The 17,281-nt window shown below is 44.4% G+C and carries 11 protein-coding genes; 5 read left to right on the forward strand and 6 right to left on the reverse strand.

Annotation, left to right across the window (positions count from 1 at the left end):
• Positions 1-268: 268 nt before the first annotated feature.
• From HXT23_RS00195 to HXT23_RS00215, 5 genes are all read right to left on the reverse strand, one after another.
• The gene (locus HXT23_RS00195) at positions 269-3,049 is read right to left on the reverse strand and encodes a hypothetical protein (RefSeq protein ID WP_422112863.1); all 2,781 of its coding nucleotides are present in this window, start codon (positions 3,047-3,049) and stop codon (positions 269-271) included.
• A gap of 412 nt (positions 3,050-3,461) precedes the next feature.
• Entirely contained in the window at positions 3,462-5,459 is a 1,998-nt protein-coding gene (gene pulA, locus HXT23_RS00200) for a type I pullulanase (protein WP_422112864.1), read from the reverse strand.
• Between the two features lie 113 nt (positions 5,460-5,572).
• Positions 5,573-6,493, reverse strand: coding sequence for a sugar ABC transporter permease (locus tag HXT23_RS00205; RefSeq protein ID WP_004131368.1), 921 nt, complete (start codon positions 6,491-6,493; stop codon positions 5,573-5,575).
• Positions 6,490-7,893 (reverse strand): carbohydrate ABC transporter permease, encoded by a 1,404-nt coding sequence (locus tag HXT23_RS00210; protein ID WP_016636334.1) that lies wholly within the window; start codon positions 7,891-7,893, stop codon positions 6,490-6,492. Before HXT23_RS00210 ends, HXT23_RS00205 begins: the two co-directional genes overlap by 4 nt.
• Before the next feature lie 159 nt (positions 7,894-8,052).
• Positions 8,053-9,282 carry an extracellular solute-binding protein gene (locus HXT23_RS00215; protein ID WP_016636333.1) on the reverse strand — a complete coding sequence of 410 codons (1,230 nt, stop codon included), beginning with the start codon at positions 9,280-9,282 and terminating at the stop codon, positions 8,053-8,055.
• A gap of 689 nt (positions 9,283-9,971) precedes the next feature.
• On the opposite strand from HXT23_RS00215, the gene HXT23_RS00220 reads away from it, so the two are divergent.
• Together HXT23_RS00220 and HXT23_RS00225 are read left to right on the forward strand one after the other, a co-directional pair.
• Positions 9,972-11,678 carry an alpha-amylase family glycosyl hydrolase gene (locus HXT23_RS00220; RefSeq protein WP_422112865.1) on the forward strand — a complete coding sequence of 569 codons (1,707 nt, stop codon included), beginning with the start codon at positions 9,972-9,974 and terminating at the stop codon, positions 11,676-11,678.
• A gap of 303 nt (positions 11,679-11,981) precedes the next feature.
• Positions 11,982-12,755, forward strand: coding sequence for a TraX family protein (locus HXT23_RS00225; RefSeq protein WP_422112866.1), 774 nt, complete (start codon positions 11,982-11,984; stop codon positions 12,753-12,755).
• Positions 12,756-12,783: 28 nt separating this feature from the next.
• Here HXT23_RS00225 and HXT23_RS00230 read toward each other — a convergent pair whose 3' ends face one another.
• Positions 12,784-13,794 carry a LacI family DNA-binding transcriptional regulator gene (locus HXT23_RS00230; RefSeq protein ID WP_422112867.1) on the reverse strand — a complete coding sequence of 337 codons (1,011 nt, stop codon included), beginning with the start codon at positions 13,792-13,794 and terminating at the stop codon, positions 12,784-12,786.
• A gap of 257 nt (positions 13,795-14,051) precedes the next feature.
• On the opposite strand from HXT23_RS00230, the gene HXT23_RS00235 reads away from it, so the two are divergent.
• From HXT23_RS00235 to HXT23_RS00245, 3 genes are all read left to right on the forward strand, one after another.
• Positions 14,052-15,440, forward strand: coding sequence for an extracellular solute-binding protein (locus HXT23_RS00235; protein WP_020758077.1), 1,389 nt, complete (start codon positions 14,052-14,054; stop codon positions 15,438-15,440).
• A gap of 70 nt (positions 15,441-15,510) precedes the next feature.
• The gene (locus HXT23_RS00240; protein WP_016798349.1) at positions 15,511-16,446 is read left to right on the forward strand and encodes a carbohydrate ABC transporter permease; all 936 of its coding nucleotides are present in this window, start codon (positions 15,511-15,513) and stop codon (positions 16,444-16,446) included.
• Positions 16,443-17,276 carry a carbohydrate ABC transporter permease gene (locus HXT23_RS00245; protein ID WP_004113800.1) on the forward strand — a complete coding sequence of 278 codons (834 nt, stop codon included), beginning with the start codon at positions 16,443-16,445 and terminating at the stop codon, positions 17,274-17,276. The genes HXT23_RS00240 and HXT23_RS00245 overlap by 4 nt, the downstream gene beginning before the upstream one ends.
• Positions 17,277-17,281: the final 5 nt, after the last annotated feature.

The raw sequence follows: 17,281 nt of genomic DNA on the forward strand, positions 1-17,281 counted from the left end.
GCACATGTACGAGCATCGAATTGATTGCAAACGATGCTAAAGGGTGCGGTTCTCAACACATCACTGGATTGAGGCACGCTCTAGCTAACCATTATATTAAGTATTGATATCGTTTGCAATATTGGCGATTTTTGTGGTGACTTGTGTGGCTTGAGTGTAACTTGTGTGACTTGAGTATGCAAAAACCGCAGAAAGCTAAATGCCAACTGCGGTTTTGTTATTTGCGATTATTTGCGATTATTTGCGCATATTTGCTGCTAGTTGCTACTTACTTGCGACGGATTCGCATAAAGTGCCAACCGGCGCCGATTGCTGCGATTCCAGCAGTGATGCTGCCAGCAACAGCTGCGATTAGCGTTGTGTTGTTGCCAGCGGCGTGCTCACCGTTGTTTGCGCCAGATGCCTGAGCGCTCTTATCGCTGCTCTTGTCTTCGTTCTTGGAATCTTCATTCTTAGAGTCTTCGTTCTTGGAATCTTCGGATTCCTTCTGATTTTCATCTTTTGCGGAATCGTTAGATGTGTTCTTGGACTCTTCGCTCTTTGTTGCGGTTGCGGAGCTTGCTGCAGGAGCAGATGCAGGAGCTGCAGCAGATGCTGCAGCACGAGGCGTGCGTGCAGGAGTCTGTGCGGTTGCTTGCGACTTATCGGTAGCGTTTTCTACGAGTTCTTCTGCAGCTTTAGCTGTATTCGCAGGCTCCGTTTGGTTCGCTGGAGCAGCACTGTGCTTAGGGGCAGACTGTGGAGCAGAAGGAGCCGCTTCCATAGAGCCTGCGCCTGGAACAACATTCAAATTGCCGCCGTTTTTCTGCGCGTGGCTTCCTGCAAAGTCTCCTCGAGAAGAGCTACTGCCATTTTGCGCGTTGTTTTCTGGCTGCTTAGCCTGTGGAGCTGGAGCAGATGGAGCTGGCTCTGCTGGAGCAGGAGCTGGAGCGTTCTGCTGGTCCTTCGCTGGTGGAACTTGGTCTTGTGGCTGCGCCTTTGGTTTCAAAGCTTCTTCAGCCTTAGATAGCAACTGATTAGATGATTTAATCTTTAATATGCTAGAGTTCATTGTTTGAATTCGACCGATTAAGCCTTTCTCAAATATACCAAACGCAGAATTTGATGCAGTAAATTTTTTAGTGTAGCCGTCTTTGACGCTAGGTGGAAAATCTTTGATTGTCTCTTTAATCTTTTCCTTAATGTCTTCGGCTTGTTTCTTTATATTAGCTATTTTTTCCTTTGTTGTATTTACTTTAGATATAACTTCTTGTGCCTGTGCTTCAGCTTTATTTAGCCTGTCTTTAGCTCGTGCAACAGCATTCTTTGCTTCTTCAAGCTGCGTTTTAGTATTCTCTAAATCATTAGTTGCTCTTCGTAATGATTCATTAAAAGTTTCAATGTTCTCTTCAGCTGTTTTTTTATTTTCTTTGGCTTTTTCAAGAGCATTGATTTCTTCCTGAACTTTTTTATCTGCTTCTTTTGCTTTGCCTATTTCTTCCTGCAATTTGCGAGCAGATTCTTGAGCGGCATTAGTAAGTTCTTTTAGCTTAACCTTGGCATCGTTTAATGATTCTTCTGCTTCTTTCTTAGAACCTTCTAACTTTTCTATAGTCTTCTTATACTCAGCTATTTCGGATTCTTTATCTGAAACTTCTTTAGCTAATTTTTTAGCCGCAGTCTTCTTTGCATCAGCATTTTGGCGAGCTGTTTTTGCGTCATTAGAAACTTTTGTCAAAGAATTTTTCTCTGAGGTTAATTTTTTAATTTCAGAAGATAATTCGCTAATTTTTGCAGACTTGTCAGCTTCAGCAAGTTCTTTCTGAATCTTTTCGACTTCTTCTGTAAGTTGTTTTGCGCGTTGCTGTTCTTGTTCTGCAGTCTTCTTTAGAGTATCTGCTTCATCTTCTTCTTTACGAATCTTTCCATCTAAATCATTTAGTTTTTCGGCATTGCCTTGTTTTCTAAGGTTCTCGGTCTTCTCAAGTTCGCTTCTTTCTGATTTAAGATTATCTATTTCAGCTTGTTTCTTTTTATATTCATTCAGCTTTTGTTCTGCGATAAGGCTTGTTTCTTCAGCTTGTTTTTTAGTCGAAGCAACTTTTTCTTTTAACTGATTAATTTTGTTTTGATCATTAGCAGTATCAAGAGTTTTCAGATTTTCTTCTGCAGTTTTAATTTGCTTAGTAATGTTCTCAATCTTATTATCGACGCCTTCAGCAGCTGTTTCCTTTTGCTTTGCTTCTTCTTCAAGCTTGCCAGCTTCCGCCTTAGCGGATTCAGACTCTTGATTTGCTTTCTTTAAGGCAGATTCAAGTTCAGACTTTTTAGACTTCTCTTGCTCTAGAGTCTTTGAAGTCTCATTGAAATCTTTTTCCTTGTCTTTAACGACTTTATCTTGTTCGTCTTTTTTCTCTGAATTTATATTGTTTACTTCTTCAGCATTTTTCTTAGCAGCATCAGACTCTGCCTTAATTCTTTTTGCCTCTTCTACGGCTTTAGTCTTAGATTCAATCTCTTTTTCGGCAATAGACTTCTTCTGTTTTGCTGCTTCTATATCTTTTTCAGCTTTTTTAATGCCTTCTTCAGCATTTTTCTTATTTGCTATAGTTTCAGTAACTTTTTTATTTGCAGTTTCTGCCTGAGTCTTAGCGTTTTCTACCTCTTGCTCTACTGCGTTAGCGTCATTATTTGTTTCACCAGAAGCTGTGCTTGCTTCAGATGTTTTTTTTCTAAGTTCTTCGATCTGTTCATCTGCTTGAGACTTAGCTTTCTGCTGATCCTCATTTAGCGAGTCGTCGTCAGCTTTTGGTGCGGACACAGGTTTGCCAGCTTCGCCAGCAACAGTAGAATTAACGGTTTGTTGTTTAGAATCTTCTGGACCATAAGAAACAACATTGCTAACAGCATTAAAACCAGTGTCGGATATGCTTGCAACACGTGCTGCTGGATGATTGGACGTATCGGTTGTAGTCGTGGCAGCGTTTGCTGCGTTTGCAATGCTTATGCTTCCAATAAGAGCCAAAGAGCTTGCTCCCAAAGAGATGGCGGCTGCAATCTTAGCGTTCATATTTACCTCATTCTTCAAATCATTTAGGTTTGGGGGGTGGGGATATTTGTTTAATTATCAAGTTGTAAGATCAAAGCGCTAACTGTTTATTAAGTTTTGCGTCTCTGTCTTGTTACTGAACTTTCTCCTCTCTACCATCGCGAGTATACGCAAGGGGGGTATAAAGTCTAAAAATGATTCTAGCAGAACAGCAGGAATAATTCGCTCACTTTGGTAATTTATAAGGAACAATTAAGGAAATTACAAGGTTTTGCCTTGAAATATTAGTATTCGACTCAGTATTCGAAAATATAATATTCAACTATAATCCAAAAATAATCAAAAAATAATCCCGACTTTGTTTCCAAATCACAAGAATAAGGGAACAAAATCGGGATAAAATGCGATTCGAGCGCTAAAAAAACTCGAGCAATCAAGCGCGCTTGTTGCTCAACACAACGAATGTACGCGGCGGAATATGAACGGCGCGCTGATCGCCATTATCATCGCAAAGCATTGCCGCGCGGCTGCCAGAAGCACTGCCGATCCACCTATCAAAGTACTCGCTGGAATCCAGCACGAATCTCCATTCATTACCGCTTGCACAAGACGCAGGCAAGTCAACTGTTGCGCGAGCATCCTTCATAGGATTAGCGCACACAATCAAGTCGTTCCCGATTTGCTCCGCAAGAATGGCGTTATCGGATGCATTAAGACGAGTGTGCTGAGCATCGTAAAACTCAGCATTCTTAGCGCGAAGTTTTATAAGCGCGCTATACCAGTCTACAAGCGGCTGGAATCGCTTAGCTCTAGACCAATCAAGCTGGTTCATAGCAACTCCGCGATTATAGGAATTATCGCAACCGTGCTTAGTTCGGCCAAACTCTTCGCCGCCAAGCATAAATGGCATTCCAGCAGAGCACAAAATTATGCCAGCGCTAAGAATATTAGCGCTGAAGATGTCTGCAACGCTGTTTGGATCGCTTGCGTCAAAATCGCAGTTAGACGCGTTATCGCGCATAGAAATGCACAGCTTATCCCACAAAGTCAAATCGTCGTGAGCAGAAACATATTGCACAATTTGGCCAACGCTCTTGCCAGCGCAAGGCATGCCACGCCAGCCGTTAAACGCGTTACGCACAGGGTCCGCCGTCCAAAACTCGTTGCCGTTTACATAGCCGCGGTCATGGTGATCCATAACGTTTCCCTTAAGCGTGTCTCTAGACTCGTCACTAAACCAGCCGATTCTAGAATCAAGCCAGCCGCGCCCAGCTTTATCTCCCGTAGGGCAATCATCGGCTACAGCTGCAGCGCCAGCACCCCACGGCTCGCCATACATAAGAATATCTTTGCCGCCATCAAGCTTATCTAGTTCTTCGCGAATCATGTTTAGCGTTTGCGTATCCGTTAAGCCCATAAGGTCAAATCTAAAACCATCCACATGGTAGCAGCGCGCCCAATGCAAAATAGACTCAATCATAAAACGCCTAAACATTGGGTGATCGGAAGCCATTTCGTTGCCGCAGCCAGATCCGTTTGCAAATCCGCCATCTTCTTTACGCCTGCAGAAGTAGCCAGGAGCAACGCTTTCAAACGCGTTCGATGCTGCTTCAAACATGTGATTATAAACAACATCCATCACTACGCGCATGCCATTCTTGTGCAAAGCGCCAATCATTGCCTTGCATTCGCGGATTCTTGCCGTTCCGTCGTACGGGTTGCTGGAGTATGCACCTTCTGGCACGTTGTACGCGTGAGGGTCGTAGCCCCAATTGTAAAGCGAATCAACGCTTTTGCCATCTTTGCGAGCAGACGAAATCGCAACCTCATCCACAGTTGCAAAATCGTAGATTGGCATTAGTTGAACGTGAGTCACACCAAGTTTTTTAAGATAGTCGATTCCGGTAGGGAAGTTGCTATTTGCATCTAAAGTCGTATGCGAATCTGTAAAAGCAAGATACTGACCGCGGTGTTCTGGCTTAAATCCGCCATTTTCATTGCTGCTAAAGTCTTCAACGTGCATTTCCCACACAACAGTTGCATGGCGCATAAATTCTGGCGATTTGTCTTTGTGCCATTCTGCAGGAGACACGCGATCTTCGTCAATAACAAGGCTGCGCTCGCCATTTACGCCGCTAGCAATGCCCCACGGGTCACTTGTACGATTCACTTTTCCGTCTGCAAAAGTAACAAGAAAGTCGTAGTAAACGCCATCTAGCCTTTGCAATATTGACGTTCTCCATGCTCCGTCGCGCAATGGCTTCAAATCGCGCGTTTTGAAAGGTTCACTGTTGTTTCCTGTTTCAAAAAGTCGCAGTGTTACGCACGATGCTGTTGGCGCCCAAAGCGTAAAAGTGGTCGATTTTTCGTTAAGCGAGAATCCGAGCTGCCCCGAATAAACTGGCCATTGTGTTGAAGGTGGGAACGTCATGAATATATCCTTTTGTATTTTATTAAATTATTTAGCATAAAATACGAAGGCCGAAACGCTTTTAACGCTCGGCCCCCATATTTCACCAAACTCTACAATTAATGCAGAGCTTACTATCCCTTAACAGAGCCAGACATCGACTCTTCGTAGAATCGTTGCATAACAATGAACAGGATTGCGATTGGAATGGAAACGCACACAGCTCCAGCGGAGAATCGTGCGAACCAGTGATTAATGTATTCTCTCTGCAACATTTGGTACAAGCCCAAAGCCACAGTGTAATTATCTTGAGTACGAGCAATCGTCTTAACAAGAACGAAGTCAAGCCATGGACCCAAGAAGCTAACAATAGCCTGGAACACAATCATAGGCTTGCATATTGGAAGAATAATCTTATAGAATACTTGCCAAGTTGTGCAGCCATCCAAGTAGGCGGCCTCGTCCAAAGACTTTGGAATCGTATCCATATAACCCTTCATAACGTAGAAGCCCATGCCGCTACCAGCAGAGTAAACGATAATCAGGGAAATAAGAACAACAGAGCCATTCGTTAATCCAAAAGCCTTCAAAATGAAGTAGATAGCGATAACTGCCATGATGCCTGGGAACATGCCAAGAATCAAAGCAATATTCATGAATGTCTTACGACCGCGGAAACGCAAGCGAGACATGCAGAACGCTACTACAAGCACGAAGAACAGAGAGATAATGCACACGAAAATAGACACAATCAAAGTGTTTAAGAACATGCGTGGGAAGTCAAGAACTTCTCGCTCAGTAAACAGCTGAATGTAGTTGTTAAACGTGTACTTAGTTGGGAAGAACGTTGTCTGGTATGGAGCGGTGTTTTGGTTAAAGCTTTCCAAGAACACCCATACGATTGGCGCGAGCCAAATAATAGACATAATAATCAGGAAGATATGAGTGATGATATCTCCGATTATGCGGCGCACGCGCTGATCGCGCCAGAATGGAACGCTGCGTGTACTATGCACAGTTTGTTCGCTTTGCATAAGATCCTTCTTATTACTCACCGGAATCCCTCCTCATTCTTGTAGGAGCCAGAGTTGCGGTATGTTATCAAAGCAACAATCGCAAGCACAATGAATGTCATAATGCCGATTACCGCGCCCATGCTGTAGTTATCTTTATCAACCGTAAGCTTGTACAGCCATGTGATGAGCAAATCAGTCTTACCTGCCGAAGAGCCGATTGGTGTTGGCTCGCCGCCAGACAAGAGGTAAATAACGTTGAAGTTGTTAACATTGCCAGTGAACGTTGTAATTAAGTATGGAGTCATAACAAAGAAGATGTATGGCATAGTAACGTTCATAAAGCGCTGCCACCAGCTTGCGCCGTCAAGTTCTGCTGCTTCGTAAAGTTCTGCTGGAACATTTTGCAAAATACCAGTGATTTGCATGATTGTGTAAGGAATACCAACCCAAAGGTTGATGAGAATAACGGTAACCCTTGCCCAAGTAGCATCCTGGAAGAATGGCAGTGGAGAATGAATCCATCCAGAAGAGATGAGAAGACGGTTAATAGCGCCATCTCTTTGCAGCATGCTGTGCATAACGAGCAAAGACACAAACTGTGGAACTGCGATTGTAAGTGAGAAGCAGATGCGCCACAAGCTCTTAAGGCGAGTGGTGCGCCTGTTAATAATCATTGCCATAAACATGCCGAAGAAGAAGTTCAAGAATGTAGCGAAGAAGGCCCAAACAAGGGTCCAAATCAAAACATCGAAGAAGATTCCAGCATTAATGGTTCCAGTTGTGTTTCCAAGAATCTTAACAAAGTTGTTTAAGCCAACCCAGTGGAAAAGAAGTGTGTGGTCACGGTCGTAGTTTGTAAACGCCATTGAAATCATGAATGCTAATGGCAATACCGTAAACAGAACAATTCCAGCGGTTGGAAGAGTCATAAAACCAACGTGCGCATGGCGGTCGAGCAAAGATTCAACATCTTTAACAAAGGTGATAGGCTTTTCTCCGCGCTTTACAAAGGATTGAGCCTTGTATGCGCTGCGCAAAGATAAAGTAGCCAAATAAACTAAAACAATAATTGCTGCAATGCTCATAACGCCGTACAGCAAAATCTCAACAGAATTATCTCCAGCAACGTAGTGCCAGAAGCCGTTAATCTTTACTCTGCCTTGCTTTCTAGTGCCGAGAGTACCGAATTTTGGCAAATATTCCGCGCCAGTTGTGGCCAAGAAGGCAAGAACTCCAGCCTCGCATAGAAGAAATACGAGACCTTTCACGTACTGTTTGCGAACGAAGTTACCAAAACCGAAGATAATTATCGAAACCCAAGACAGTGCGTCTGCGTGCTTTGCAGCCTCCTGTAGTGAGTATTGCGAAGGGGCCACAAATTCATCGGCAGAAGGTGCCTTCTTTCGCTTCCCTCGCTTGGTGGATGTCGTGCCAGTCATGACATGCCTTTCCGTAAAATTGTGGGGCTTATACAAGCAAAGAACGCCCCGCCCCGATTTACTGTTCTTAGGGGAGCGGGGCGTCCTTGCCGTGTTTTTCTAAATATTATTTTCTTTTAAAAGAATTTAATATTTAGAAAATAGTTTGTAAGTTAATACTTACTTCTTAAGAGCTTCCTCAAAGCCCTTCTGGAAGTCTGCAATCTTTGCAGCGGCGTTGCCGTCGTTGACTTCCTTGTTGGCCAATGCAGTACCGAAGGTCTTCATTGGATCCCAGAAGGCACCCATTTCTGGAACGGTTGGCTGCAAGACAGAAGTCTTAGCAATGGTGTTCATCTGAGCAACAGCGGCTGGGTTATCCTTAACGAGATCGCTCAAAGCCTTAGCAACTGGGATGTCGCCGTGAAGCTTGTACATCTGCTCCTGGGATTCCTTAGAACCGAGGAATGCAGCGAACTTAGCGGCCATCTCTGGAGCCTTGGAGTTAGGGTTGTAAGCAACAGCCTTAGAGCCAGCGAAGGACTTCATCTGGTGCTCGCCATCTTCGGACTTAAACTTTGGAAGCTGAGCAGCAGCGTAGTTGTCGCCCAAAGCCTTCTTTACGTCGCCAGCATCCCAAGAGCCAGAGAAGTAAGCGTCAACAGTGTGGTTCTTAATTCCAGACAAGCCAGCGCCATCGCCATCCATTACAAAGTTCTTGTTCTGAATGAGCTTTGCAACATACTTAGTGATTTCGGCAGCCTTGTCACCAATCTTGATGCCAGCCTTGCCGTCGTTGCTCTTCTCACCGAAGAGGGTCATGTTGCCATCAAGGTAGAAGCCTGGAAGGTACCAAGCGTTGCTAATGTCGAAAGCAACCTTGCCCTTTTCGAGCATCTTATCGAGGGACTTAACGTCTTCGTCGGAGAACTTGGACTTATCGTAGTACATGAACCAAGTGTTGCCCATGTATGGAACGCCATAAAGCTTGCCATCTTGAGCGGTTACAGACTGGATGATGGTCTCATCGTTGTCTTCCTTAACCTGCTTTGCAGCGTCATCGCTCAACTCGCCAATTGCGTTTGCCTTTACCAAGTCGCCGAGCTGATCGTTAGGGAACAGATAAACATCGGCAGCAGCCTTAGCATCTTGCTTAACTGTCTTAGCAGCATCTGGTGGCGCAACAACAGCGTTCTTAAAAGTAACTTCTGGGTGATCCTTCTGGAAGGCTTTCTCCATAGCCTGAATCCAGCCGCCAGCCTTCTGATCTTCGGAAGAAGACCATACGGTGAGCTTTACTGGGTTCGACTTGCTGCTGGAGCCAGCATTGGTGCTAGAACCGCATGCAGCAAATCCAAACATAGTGGCGATTGCGAGGCCTGCGCCCAGCACTTTCTTCATATTCGTCATCCTTGACCTCCTATATCATGCCAGCTTGGCATGTTCTTTGGTGGCATAGTAACAAATTTCATGTGGCGCAACTTTGACGTTTTGCTGCGTTTTTGCAGCGTCACATTTTGTTGTTGAAATCTGTTTATAAGCAATGTGTAGTATACACGTATATATTGTAGTTGGCAAATCATGTTGCGCGCTATTAGAAAAATTTCCGTTAAAGTCGGTTATTCTTGATAAGAAGTTGTATTTTATTCTGTAAATCAGTAAATTTATCGGAATTTTATTTTGAATGCGCTCCGACCTACCTTTTCGCTTAGAGCGTAGCGCGAAAAGGTAATTCGGAGCGCTGAGCCGCTTAGGCGGAAGCATTGCTTCTGCGCGGCGAAGACGTTCGCGCGCTTAGACCGCGTGCGAGTCGACGATTTCGAGCTGTATAATGCGCGAGAAATCACCTCGACTCGCTGAGCCGCTTAGCGTAGAAGCACGGTGTGCTTCTACGGCGGCGAAGACGTGAGCGCAGCTAATCTGCGCGAACGACAACCTGCCTTCGCGCGCTACGCTTTAAGCGCTCAGGCAGGTTGTCGCGCCCGAGAATGTACGTGATTTAGGTCAAATCTGGTACAAAATGCGGAAACAAAAGCAAGAATGTTAATAGTAAAATAAAAGATAAGTAACGCCAACAAAACCAACAAAACGGGGGAAACATGCAAAACGAACATGCGCAATGGCTGCGCGACGCCGTATTCTACGAAATCTACCCACAAAGCTTCTATGATTCAAACGGCGACGGAATCGGCGATATTCCAGGCATAATCGAAAAACTCGACTACGTAAAATCACTTGGCTGCAACGCAATCTGGTTAAATCCTTGCTACGATTCGCCATTTAAGGATGCAGGCTACGACGTGCGCGACTACAAAAAAGTGGCAGCGCGCTACGGCACAAACGAGGATTTGCAACGTCTTTTTAGCGAAGCGCACAATCGCGGAATGCACATTTTGCTAGATCTTGTTCCAGGGCACACAAGCGAAGAGCACGAGTGGTTTAAGCAAAGCTCGCGCGCGCAAGAAAACGAGTTTAGCAAGCGATATATTTGGACAGACAGCGCGTTTAGCGGCTATTCCATGCCGTTTATTGGCGGAGAAAGCGAGCGAGATGCAACGTATATTCTTAACTTCTTTAAATGCCAGCCAGCGCTAAATTACGGTTTTGCGCATAGGGATCGCGCATGGCAATCCGCGCCAGATTCCACGGAGGCTGCGCAAACGCGTGCCGCGATGGTTGATGTTATGCGATTTTGGCTTGCGCTCGGCGCGGACGGATTCCGCGTAGACATGGCGGATTCGCTTGTAAAAAACGACGACAACAATGGCGAAGGAAGCCTTGGCAAAGACAACACGATTCGCGCATGGCAAGAAATGCTGGGTGCTGTAAAGGCCGAGTATCCGCAGGCTGCTTTCGTTTCGGAGTGGGGCAGGCCTCGTCAGGCGCTGGCTGCTGGATTCGACATGGACTTCTATTTGAATTGGCGCTGGGATGGGAATCCTAACGGTTACGCGCGCTTGGCTCGCGATGTGGATAATGCGCTAGATAGCAATCCCGAGCACGACCACAGCTACTTTAATGCGCGCGGCGGTGGCAGTATTTGCCCATTTTTAGACGATTATTGCCCACAGTATGAGGCCACTTGCAACGAGGGCTACTTTAGCTTTATAACGTGCAATCATGATACTCCGCGCCTGGCTCCGCGATTAAGCGAGCGCGAAAGGCGGATTGCGTTTGGCATGATTCTTACAATGCCAGGCGTGCCGTTTGTGTATTACGGTGACGAAATCGGCATGAAATACCGCGACATTCCTACAAAAGAGGGCGGTTATGCGCGCACGGGCACGCGTACGCCAATGCAGTGGGATGATTCTAAGAATTTTGGATTCTCCACGGCCGCAAAGTCGAAGTTGTACCTGCCTGTTGAGGCGCGCGCGGATGGAAGGACTTGCGCAAACTCGCGTAAGCAGGCCGTGCAAAGTGGCGAAATTCCAACGGTTTTGGGGCAGGAGCAGAATGGCGATTCGCTGCTTAACTGGGTGCGCGCGCTGATTTCTTTGCGTCACGAGTGCGCGGCGCTGCACGCGGATGCCACTTGGCGAGTGTTGCACGCGCCTGTGGATGGTCGCAGTTTTGCGTACGAGCGATGCGCGGCTGAGTCGGATGGGTCTAATGGCGAATCCTCTACAGAACGAATCATTGTTGTTATGAATCCTGGATTAAACGAGGAGACGATTGCGCTTAGTTCGCTTGCAGGGCTTACGCCAGAGGCGATTTTGCAGCCGCGGCTTTCGATTGGGGCGGTTGCTTGCGATTCTTCCGCGCTTAAACTCGGCGCGCAATCCTTTGCCCTGTTTGCTTTATAATCCGTTTCATCGTTTGTTGTTGCGCGAGCGATGTGACGGGTTTTGTACCAAATTTGACCCAAATCACGTACAAAAAGCGGAACCAATTGACGCACTTTGTACCAAATTTGGCCTAAATCACGTACAAAGTGCGGAAAATATGTCGCGCAAACGTGCCACATAGATTTAAGTTAGGGTTTGATACAATTGCAATGATGTCAACGCTGTTGTCAACTCTGATGTCAACGCTGTTGTCAATAACGTTGCAATGACGGCAAAAGCTTATACGCACTAAACGCAACGAGTGCTAGCAAGAGGTGAATTATGGACGCGCTAAAACCAAAGATCCGCGCAGACAAGAACATAAAAATGGGGATTACGCTCAAAAAGTTCAAGCTGCTCGGCGCTGTAATGATGATGATCAGCGCGTTCGGTACAACCGTGATTCCGCACCTTTTTGGCGGCCTTTCCACTTCCAACATGTGGAGCCTCACCGCTGCCGTAGTGTGCGAAGTTATAAGCTGGTCGGCTCTGCCGTGGTACGCGTGGCTGCTCGTTCGCGGATATCAAAACACGCATAACCTCAACCTTTACACGCTCCGTCTGCTTGTGTTGGCTCTTATTTGCGAGGTTCCGTACGACTTTACAACCTTTGGCTGCGCTTTCGATATGCGCTCGCAAAACCCAGTGTTTGGGCTTGTTATTGCGCTTTTTGTGCTTTCGGGAATCGACATGGTTCGCGCGCGTTTTAAGGGCGCTCAAAAAGTGGCGTCAATCGCAGTGATCCTGGTTGCAGGAATATTGTGGAATCTTTTCGGCAAAGTCGGCTTTAGGCAGAATATTTTTTGGGGCGGAGCTTTACTTTTAGGATTTGTTTTGATTTTTAGGTTCCTAGAAAACCACGAGATTCGCATGGAGCTGATTGCCGGCGCTTTCGGTGCTATGTCGCTTTTGGCGCCTGGCGTTGGCGTGGCTGTGCTGCACTATCGCAGTCCATATGGCGACGGCCCTAAGCAAACTGAGCAATTCCGCTGGCTTATGTATGCGTGGTATCCGCTTATGCTTGTAATCGCAAGCTTGTTTACTATTTTGCTTTAGGCGCTGTCTTAGTATTCACGATTTTGCTTTAGGCTTTAGGCGCAGCCGTAGAATTTCTTATAATAAGTTGCACTGGGGCTGTAAGATGTCTTCGCGCTACAGCTTTACCTTCTATAAGAGATATCGCAATGTTCCCAGCTTGTTCTGCCATTGTTTTAGGATTTTGACGGATTGTGGTTAGTCCAGCCTCTTTTGCATAAGTGCCATTGTCGAATCCTATAATCGATAAATCTTCAGGCATGCGAATTCCTAGTTTTTGCAATCTAAACAGAAAGGGCATTGCTGTTGAATCCTGGTGGAAGCATATTGCAGTAGGCGGATTTTCTTGTGTAAAAAGCTCAGAAAGAGTGGCATCTATAGGGTCATCTTTTATGTCTATTGGCAGTACTTTCCCTTGTATTCCATAAATATTGTTGCACACGTTTTCAAAGCTTGTTATTCTTCTTGACGAGCTAAAGCGGAAAGATGAACAAAAATGCTCATACACGTATAAAAGACGCTTATGCCCTAATGTTGCTAAGTGTCGAATCGCAAGTTTTATACCCAGAGCATCGTCGATTCCGATTGATGCAGAAAGCACTTTAGAAGCTGTGCAGTTTATTCCAACAATTGGTACGTTTATGCGTTGTAATTGTTCGGCCTCGTTGCTGCTTATGTCAAATGACGATACGATTATTGCGTCTGTGTTTGCGCGTAAAGGCAGCTCTTTAAAGAAGTTTTTCCTTTGTTCAACTCCCTCTAAAAGGTGTATTACAAGGTCGTAGCCGTTTTTGTTAAGTACGCTATTTAATCCTTCTATAATTGCTGCGCTAAACCATTCGATTTTACTGCTTCCGATTAGTAGCGTTATGCGATACGATTTGCCTGTTTTAAGCTCTCCAGCGGTTCTAGAAACAGTGAAATCCATTTGTTCGGCTGCGCGCATGACTTTGGCGCGTGTAGATGCGGAGACTTTTTCTGGGTGTGCGAATGTTCTGGAGACTGTTGCAATCGATACTCCCGCCAGTGTTGCTACATCGCAAATACTAGTTTTTGACAAGTCGCACCTCTTTTAAGCGTTTTAGCTGAAGCGTTTTAACCGCATCTCTTGTAATCACCCTGCTTTTAGTTATCATAAATGAAAAGGTTTACATTTTTAGACACGCCGCCTAAAAAGTATTTATTCATGCAAAAATAGCCTAGTATTAAGGATTCAAAATGAAAACCTTTACATTTACATTTTTAATGTTTGACCGAGCTAAACGTAAAGCAATATTATAAAGTTACCCATCAATTTCACGAGGAAGTGGAGTAGTAATGAAAATTAAAAAAATATGCATATCCTGCATAGCAGTTTTAGGAATGATTTCTACGCTTGCCGCATGTGGGAATAGTGGTGCAGCAGGAGTAACCGATACAAAGAAAGACAAAGGCCTAGCTGTTATGGGTCAAGCTTTAAAGTATGATCCGAATCATTTAGTAAATCAAGGAAAGCCAATCCAACTCGAGTATTGGAGCTGGGGAGATGCATCCACCGATCCAATTTACGAAATGATTAAGGATTATCAAAAGATTTATCCAAATGTGAAGTTTAAGACTAAGAACGTTGCCTGGGATGATTATTGGACAAAGCTTCCACTTGCTCTAAAAGGAACAAAAGGCCCAGCTTTGTTTAATATTCACAATTCCAAAGATGAGCTTATTCGCCCATACGCTGCTGACTACAAGATTGACAAAGCTGCTATGGAATCGGATTACGCAACGGCTAGTGCGCATGAAGATGCTAAAGGTAATGTAAAGTACATTGATTCCGTAATCAATACGGGAAACATCTACTACAACAAGAAGCTTTGGAAGGAAGCTGGCTTAACCGAGGCAGATATTCCTGCTACTTGGGATGAGTTGCGCGAAGTGGCAAAGAAACTCACTAAGTGGAACGGTTCCAAGATGGAACAGGCTGGATTTAACGTGAATGGCGATGCTTATGCTGCAATCAATCAAGGATTGAACTATCAGCGTGGTGAACTTGCTTTTGATGCAAGTGGCAAGAAGCCTAATTTTGACAACAAAGTCACGCGTGAAAACATGAAGTTCTTGAAGAATTTGTACGACAAAGACAAGGTCATTTCTACCGACTTTGGCACGGATTATACGCAAAGCTTTGGAAACGGCCAATCTGGAATGGTTTATGCCTGGGGATGGCTCGAAGGTGTGCTAAAAGAAAAGTACCCAAATATTGAATATGGAGTCTTCCCAACTCCAACATTCACAAAAGAAAAGCCATTTGCGTACGATCGCTACAATGGAGAATCCACTCCAGGAATTAACGCGCATCAGTCGAAAGAGCAGCAAGAGGTTGCTCAAGACTTTATTAAGTTCATTCTTGCTAACGACGCGTTTATTCGCTCGGCAGTAAAGCATTTGAACTCGTTCCCAGCAAAGAAGTCTTTGCAAAACGATCCTGAGATTCTAAAGGCTCCAGTAATGGCTGCGATTCAGCCGCGTGCAAATCGCCTAATCTGGCCAGGAATCACGCCTTCTACCGTGGAAACAAGTAGCAAGGCTGCTTTCCAGAACGTTATGCAAAATGGTGAGTCTATTGATGATGCAATCAAAGAGGCTCAGGCAACAATGGTCAAAGATATGAAGAATTCTAAGTTTACGTCTGCAGAAAGTAAGTATGAGTTCTTCAAAGAGCACAAGTAAAAACAAAGCAGACTAGTTAGCTAGTTGTAAATCGTAATCACTGTGCTCAGTAGGTAAGGCAAGGAAAATCATGGAACAAGTTAATCAGGATTCTCATTTGAGCAAAATGAGAAAACATAATGGTGGTATGTTAAAAATAAGCACTGCTCTTTCTCGAACCTTCTCCTTTCGGAATATAGCAGTAGTGTTTCTGATTGTTTATTTTGTGATTTTTCTTGCCTATCCAATATATAAGGCTTTTGCAGGCAGCTTCCATGAATGGAATCCGCTTGTTGGAACATACAATTGGGTTGGGCTGGATAATTTTAAGCAGATTTTAGTAGATAAGTTATTCTGGAAGTCCATTGCAAACACTGCAATCTTTACGTTTGTATCTGTTGTATTCCGCGTTATTCTTGGCATTGGTTTTGCAATGTTGTTAAGCTCCAAGCTTGTTAAGTGCAAAGATACTCTGCGAGGTCTTTTCTACATGCCAACAATTACGCCGTTGGTGGCAGTGAGCTTTGTGTGGATGTGGATGTTTGACCCGCAGTTTGGCATGATTGATAGAGTTACGGGCTTAAATATCAATTGGCTGCACAGTTCCACTTGGGCTATGCCAGCAATCATAATAATGACAATTTGGAAAGATTTTGGTTACGCAACGGTGCTTTATTTGGCTGGATTAATGAACTTGCCAAAAGATGTTTACGAAGCGGCGGAAATCGACGGCGCTAATAGCGTGCAAAAATTCTTTAGAATAACAGTTCCATTGCTAAAACCAACAACACTTTTTATAGTAATCACATCTATGATTGGCTATATTCAAGCGTATGTTCAGATTCTTGTTATGACCAATGGCGGCCCAGGAACATCAACGTACACAATCAGCTATCTGATTTTTGATCAAGCGTTCCAAAAGTATAACTTTGGAATCGCATCTGCAATGAGCGTCATTCTGTTTATAATCACTGGAATCCTAACATTCATAATGTTTAAAGCGTCTAAGGATAGTGAGTTAGTATGAAAAAACAAAATCTTAAAAAGAGCATTATTGGATGGTTTCTAACAATATTCCTATTCTTATTGTCTTTCTTAACAATCGTGCCATTTATTTGGATGTTTGTATCTTCCTTTGCTCCAAACAGCGACATTGTGCGCATAGATGGTGGGTTGTTTCCAAAGCCGAGTACGTTTGGGAATTACGTTGGGATTCAAGAGAAATTCGACTTTTTGAGGCTATTCTTTAACTCATTGTTTATATCGGTAGTTAAAACGGTAATAGCCATTTACACGAGTGCCGTTCTTGGATATGTGTTTGCAAAAATGAGATTCCGTGGCAGAAATCTGCTTTTTGGAATAGTAATAAGCACGATGATGGTACCGTGGGCAGTAACAATTATTCCTCAATACGACATGATGACTAGCTTTGGTTGGCAAGACACGTATCGCGCGCTTATAGTTCCAGGCTTAATAAGCGCATTTGGAATCTTCTTATTCCGACAATCAATAAGCGGAATATCCGACGAATTGATTGAAGCAGCAAAACTAGATGGAGCTTCGGATTCTAGAATATTCCACAGAATAATTCTGCCAATGAGCCACAATACTATTGCTGCGCTCGCAATATTTACGTTCTTGTGGAATTGGGAAGACTATTTGTGGCCATTCCTTATGATTACAGACGAGAAAAAGCAGCTTCTTGCAGTTGGATTGAAGACGTTTAGCGGAAGATTTGGAACTGACTACGGCGGTTTGTTTGCTGCGGCATCGCTTGCTATTATTCCTGTAGTAGTAGTGTACTTGGTGTTCCAAAAACAGTTTATTGCTGGAATTTCAACTGGTAGTGGCAAGTAGAAGTG

The sequence above is a fragment of the Gardnerella sp. DNF00257 genome (assembly GCF_049262745.1).
Taxonomy (GTDB): domain Bacteria; phylum Actinomycetota; class Actinomycetes; order Actinomycetales; family Bifidobacteriaceae; genus Bifidobacterium; species Bifidobacterium piotii.

What these genes read in the sequence shown, in the direction of transcription:
- HXT23_RS00195 (WP_422112863.1), bottom strand. Translation starts at nt 3,049, where the DNA reads ATGAACGCTAAGATTGCAGCCGCCATCTCTTTGGGAGCAAGCTCTTTG.
- pulA (WP_422112864.1), bottom strand. Translation starts at nt 5,459, where the DNA reads ATGACGTTCCCACCTTCAACACAATGGCCAGTTTATTCGGGGCAGCTC.
- HXT23_RS00210 (WP_016636334.1), bottom strand. Translation starts at nt 7,893, where the DNA reads ATGACTGGCACGACATCCACCAAGCGAGGGAAGCGAAAGAAGGCACCT.
- HXT23_RS00215 (WP_016636333.1), bottom strand. Translation starts at nt 9,282, where the DNA reads ATGACGAATATGAAGAAAGTGCTGGGCGCAGGCCTCGCAATCGCCACT.
- HXT23_RS00220 (WP_422112865.1), top strand. Translation starts at nt 9,972, where the DNA reads ATGCAAAACGAACATGCGCAATGGCTGCGCGACGCCGTATTCTACGAA.
- HXT23_RS00225 (WP_422112866.1), top strand. Translation starts at nt 11,982, where the DNA reads ATGGACGCGCTAAAACCAAAGATCCGCGCAGACAAGAACATAAAAATG.
- HXT23_RS00235 (WP_020758077.1), top strand. Translation starts at nt 14,052, where the DNA reads ATGAAAATTAAAAAAATATGCATATCCTGCATAGCAGTTTTAGGAATG.
- HXT23_RS00240 (WP_016798349.1), top strand. Translation starts at nt 15,511, where the DNA reads ATGGAACAAGTTAATCAGGATTCTCATTTGAGCAAAATGAGAAAACAT.
- HXT23_RS00245 (WP_004113800.1), top strand. Translation starts at nt 16,443, where the DNA reads ATGAAAAAACAAAATCTTAAAAAGAGCATTATTGGATGGTTTCTAACA.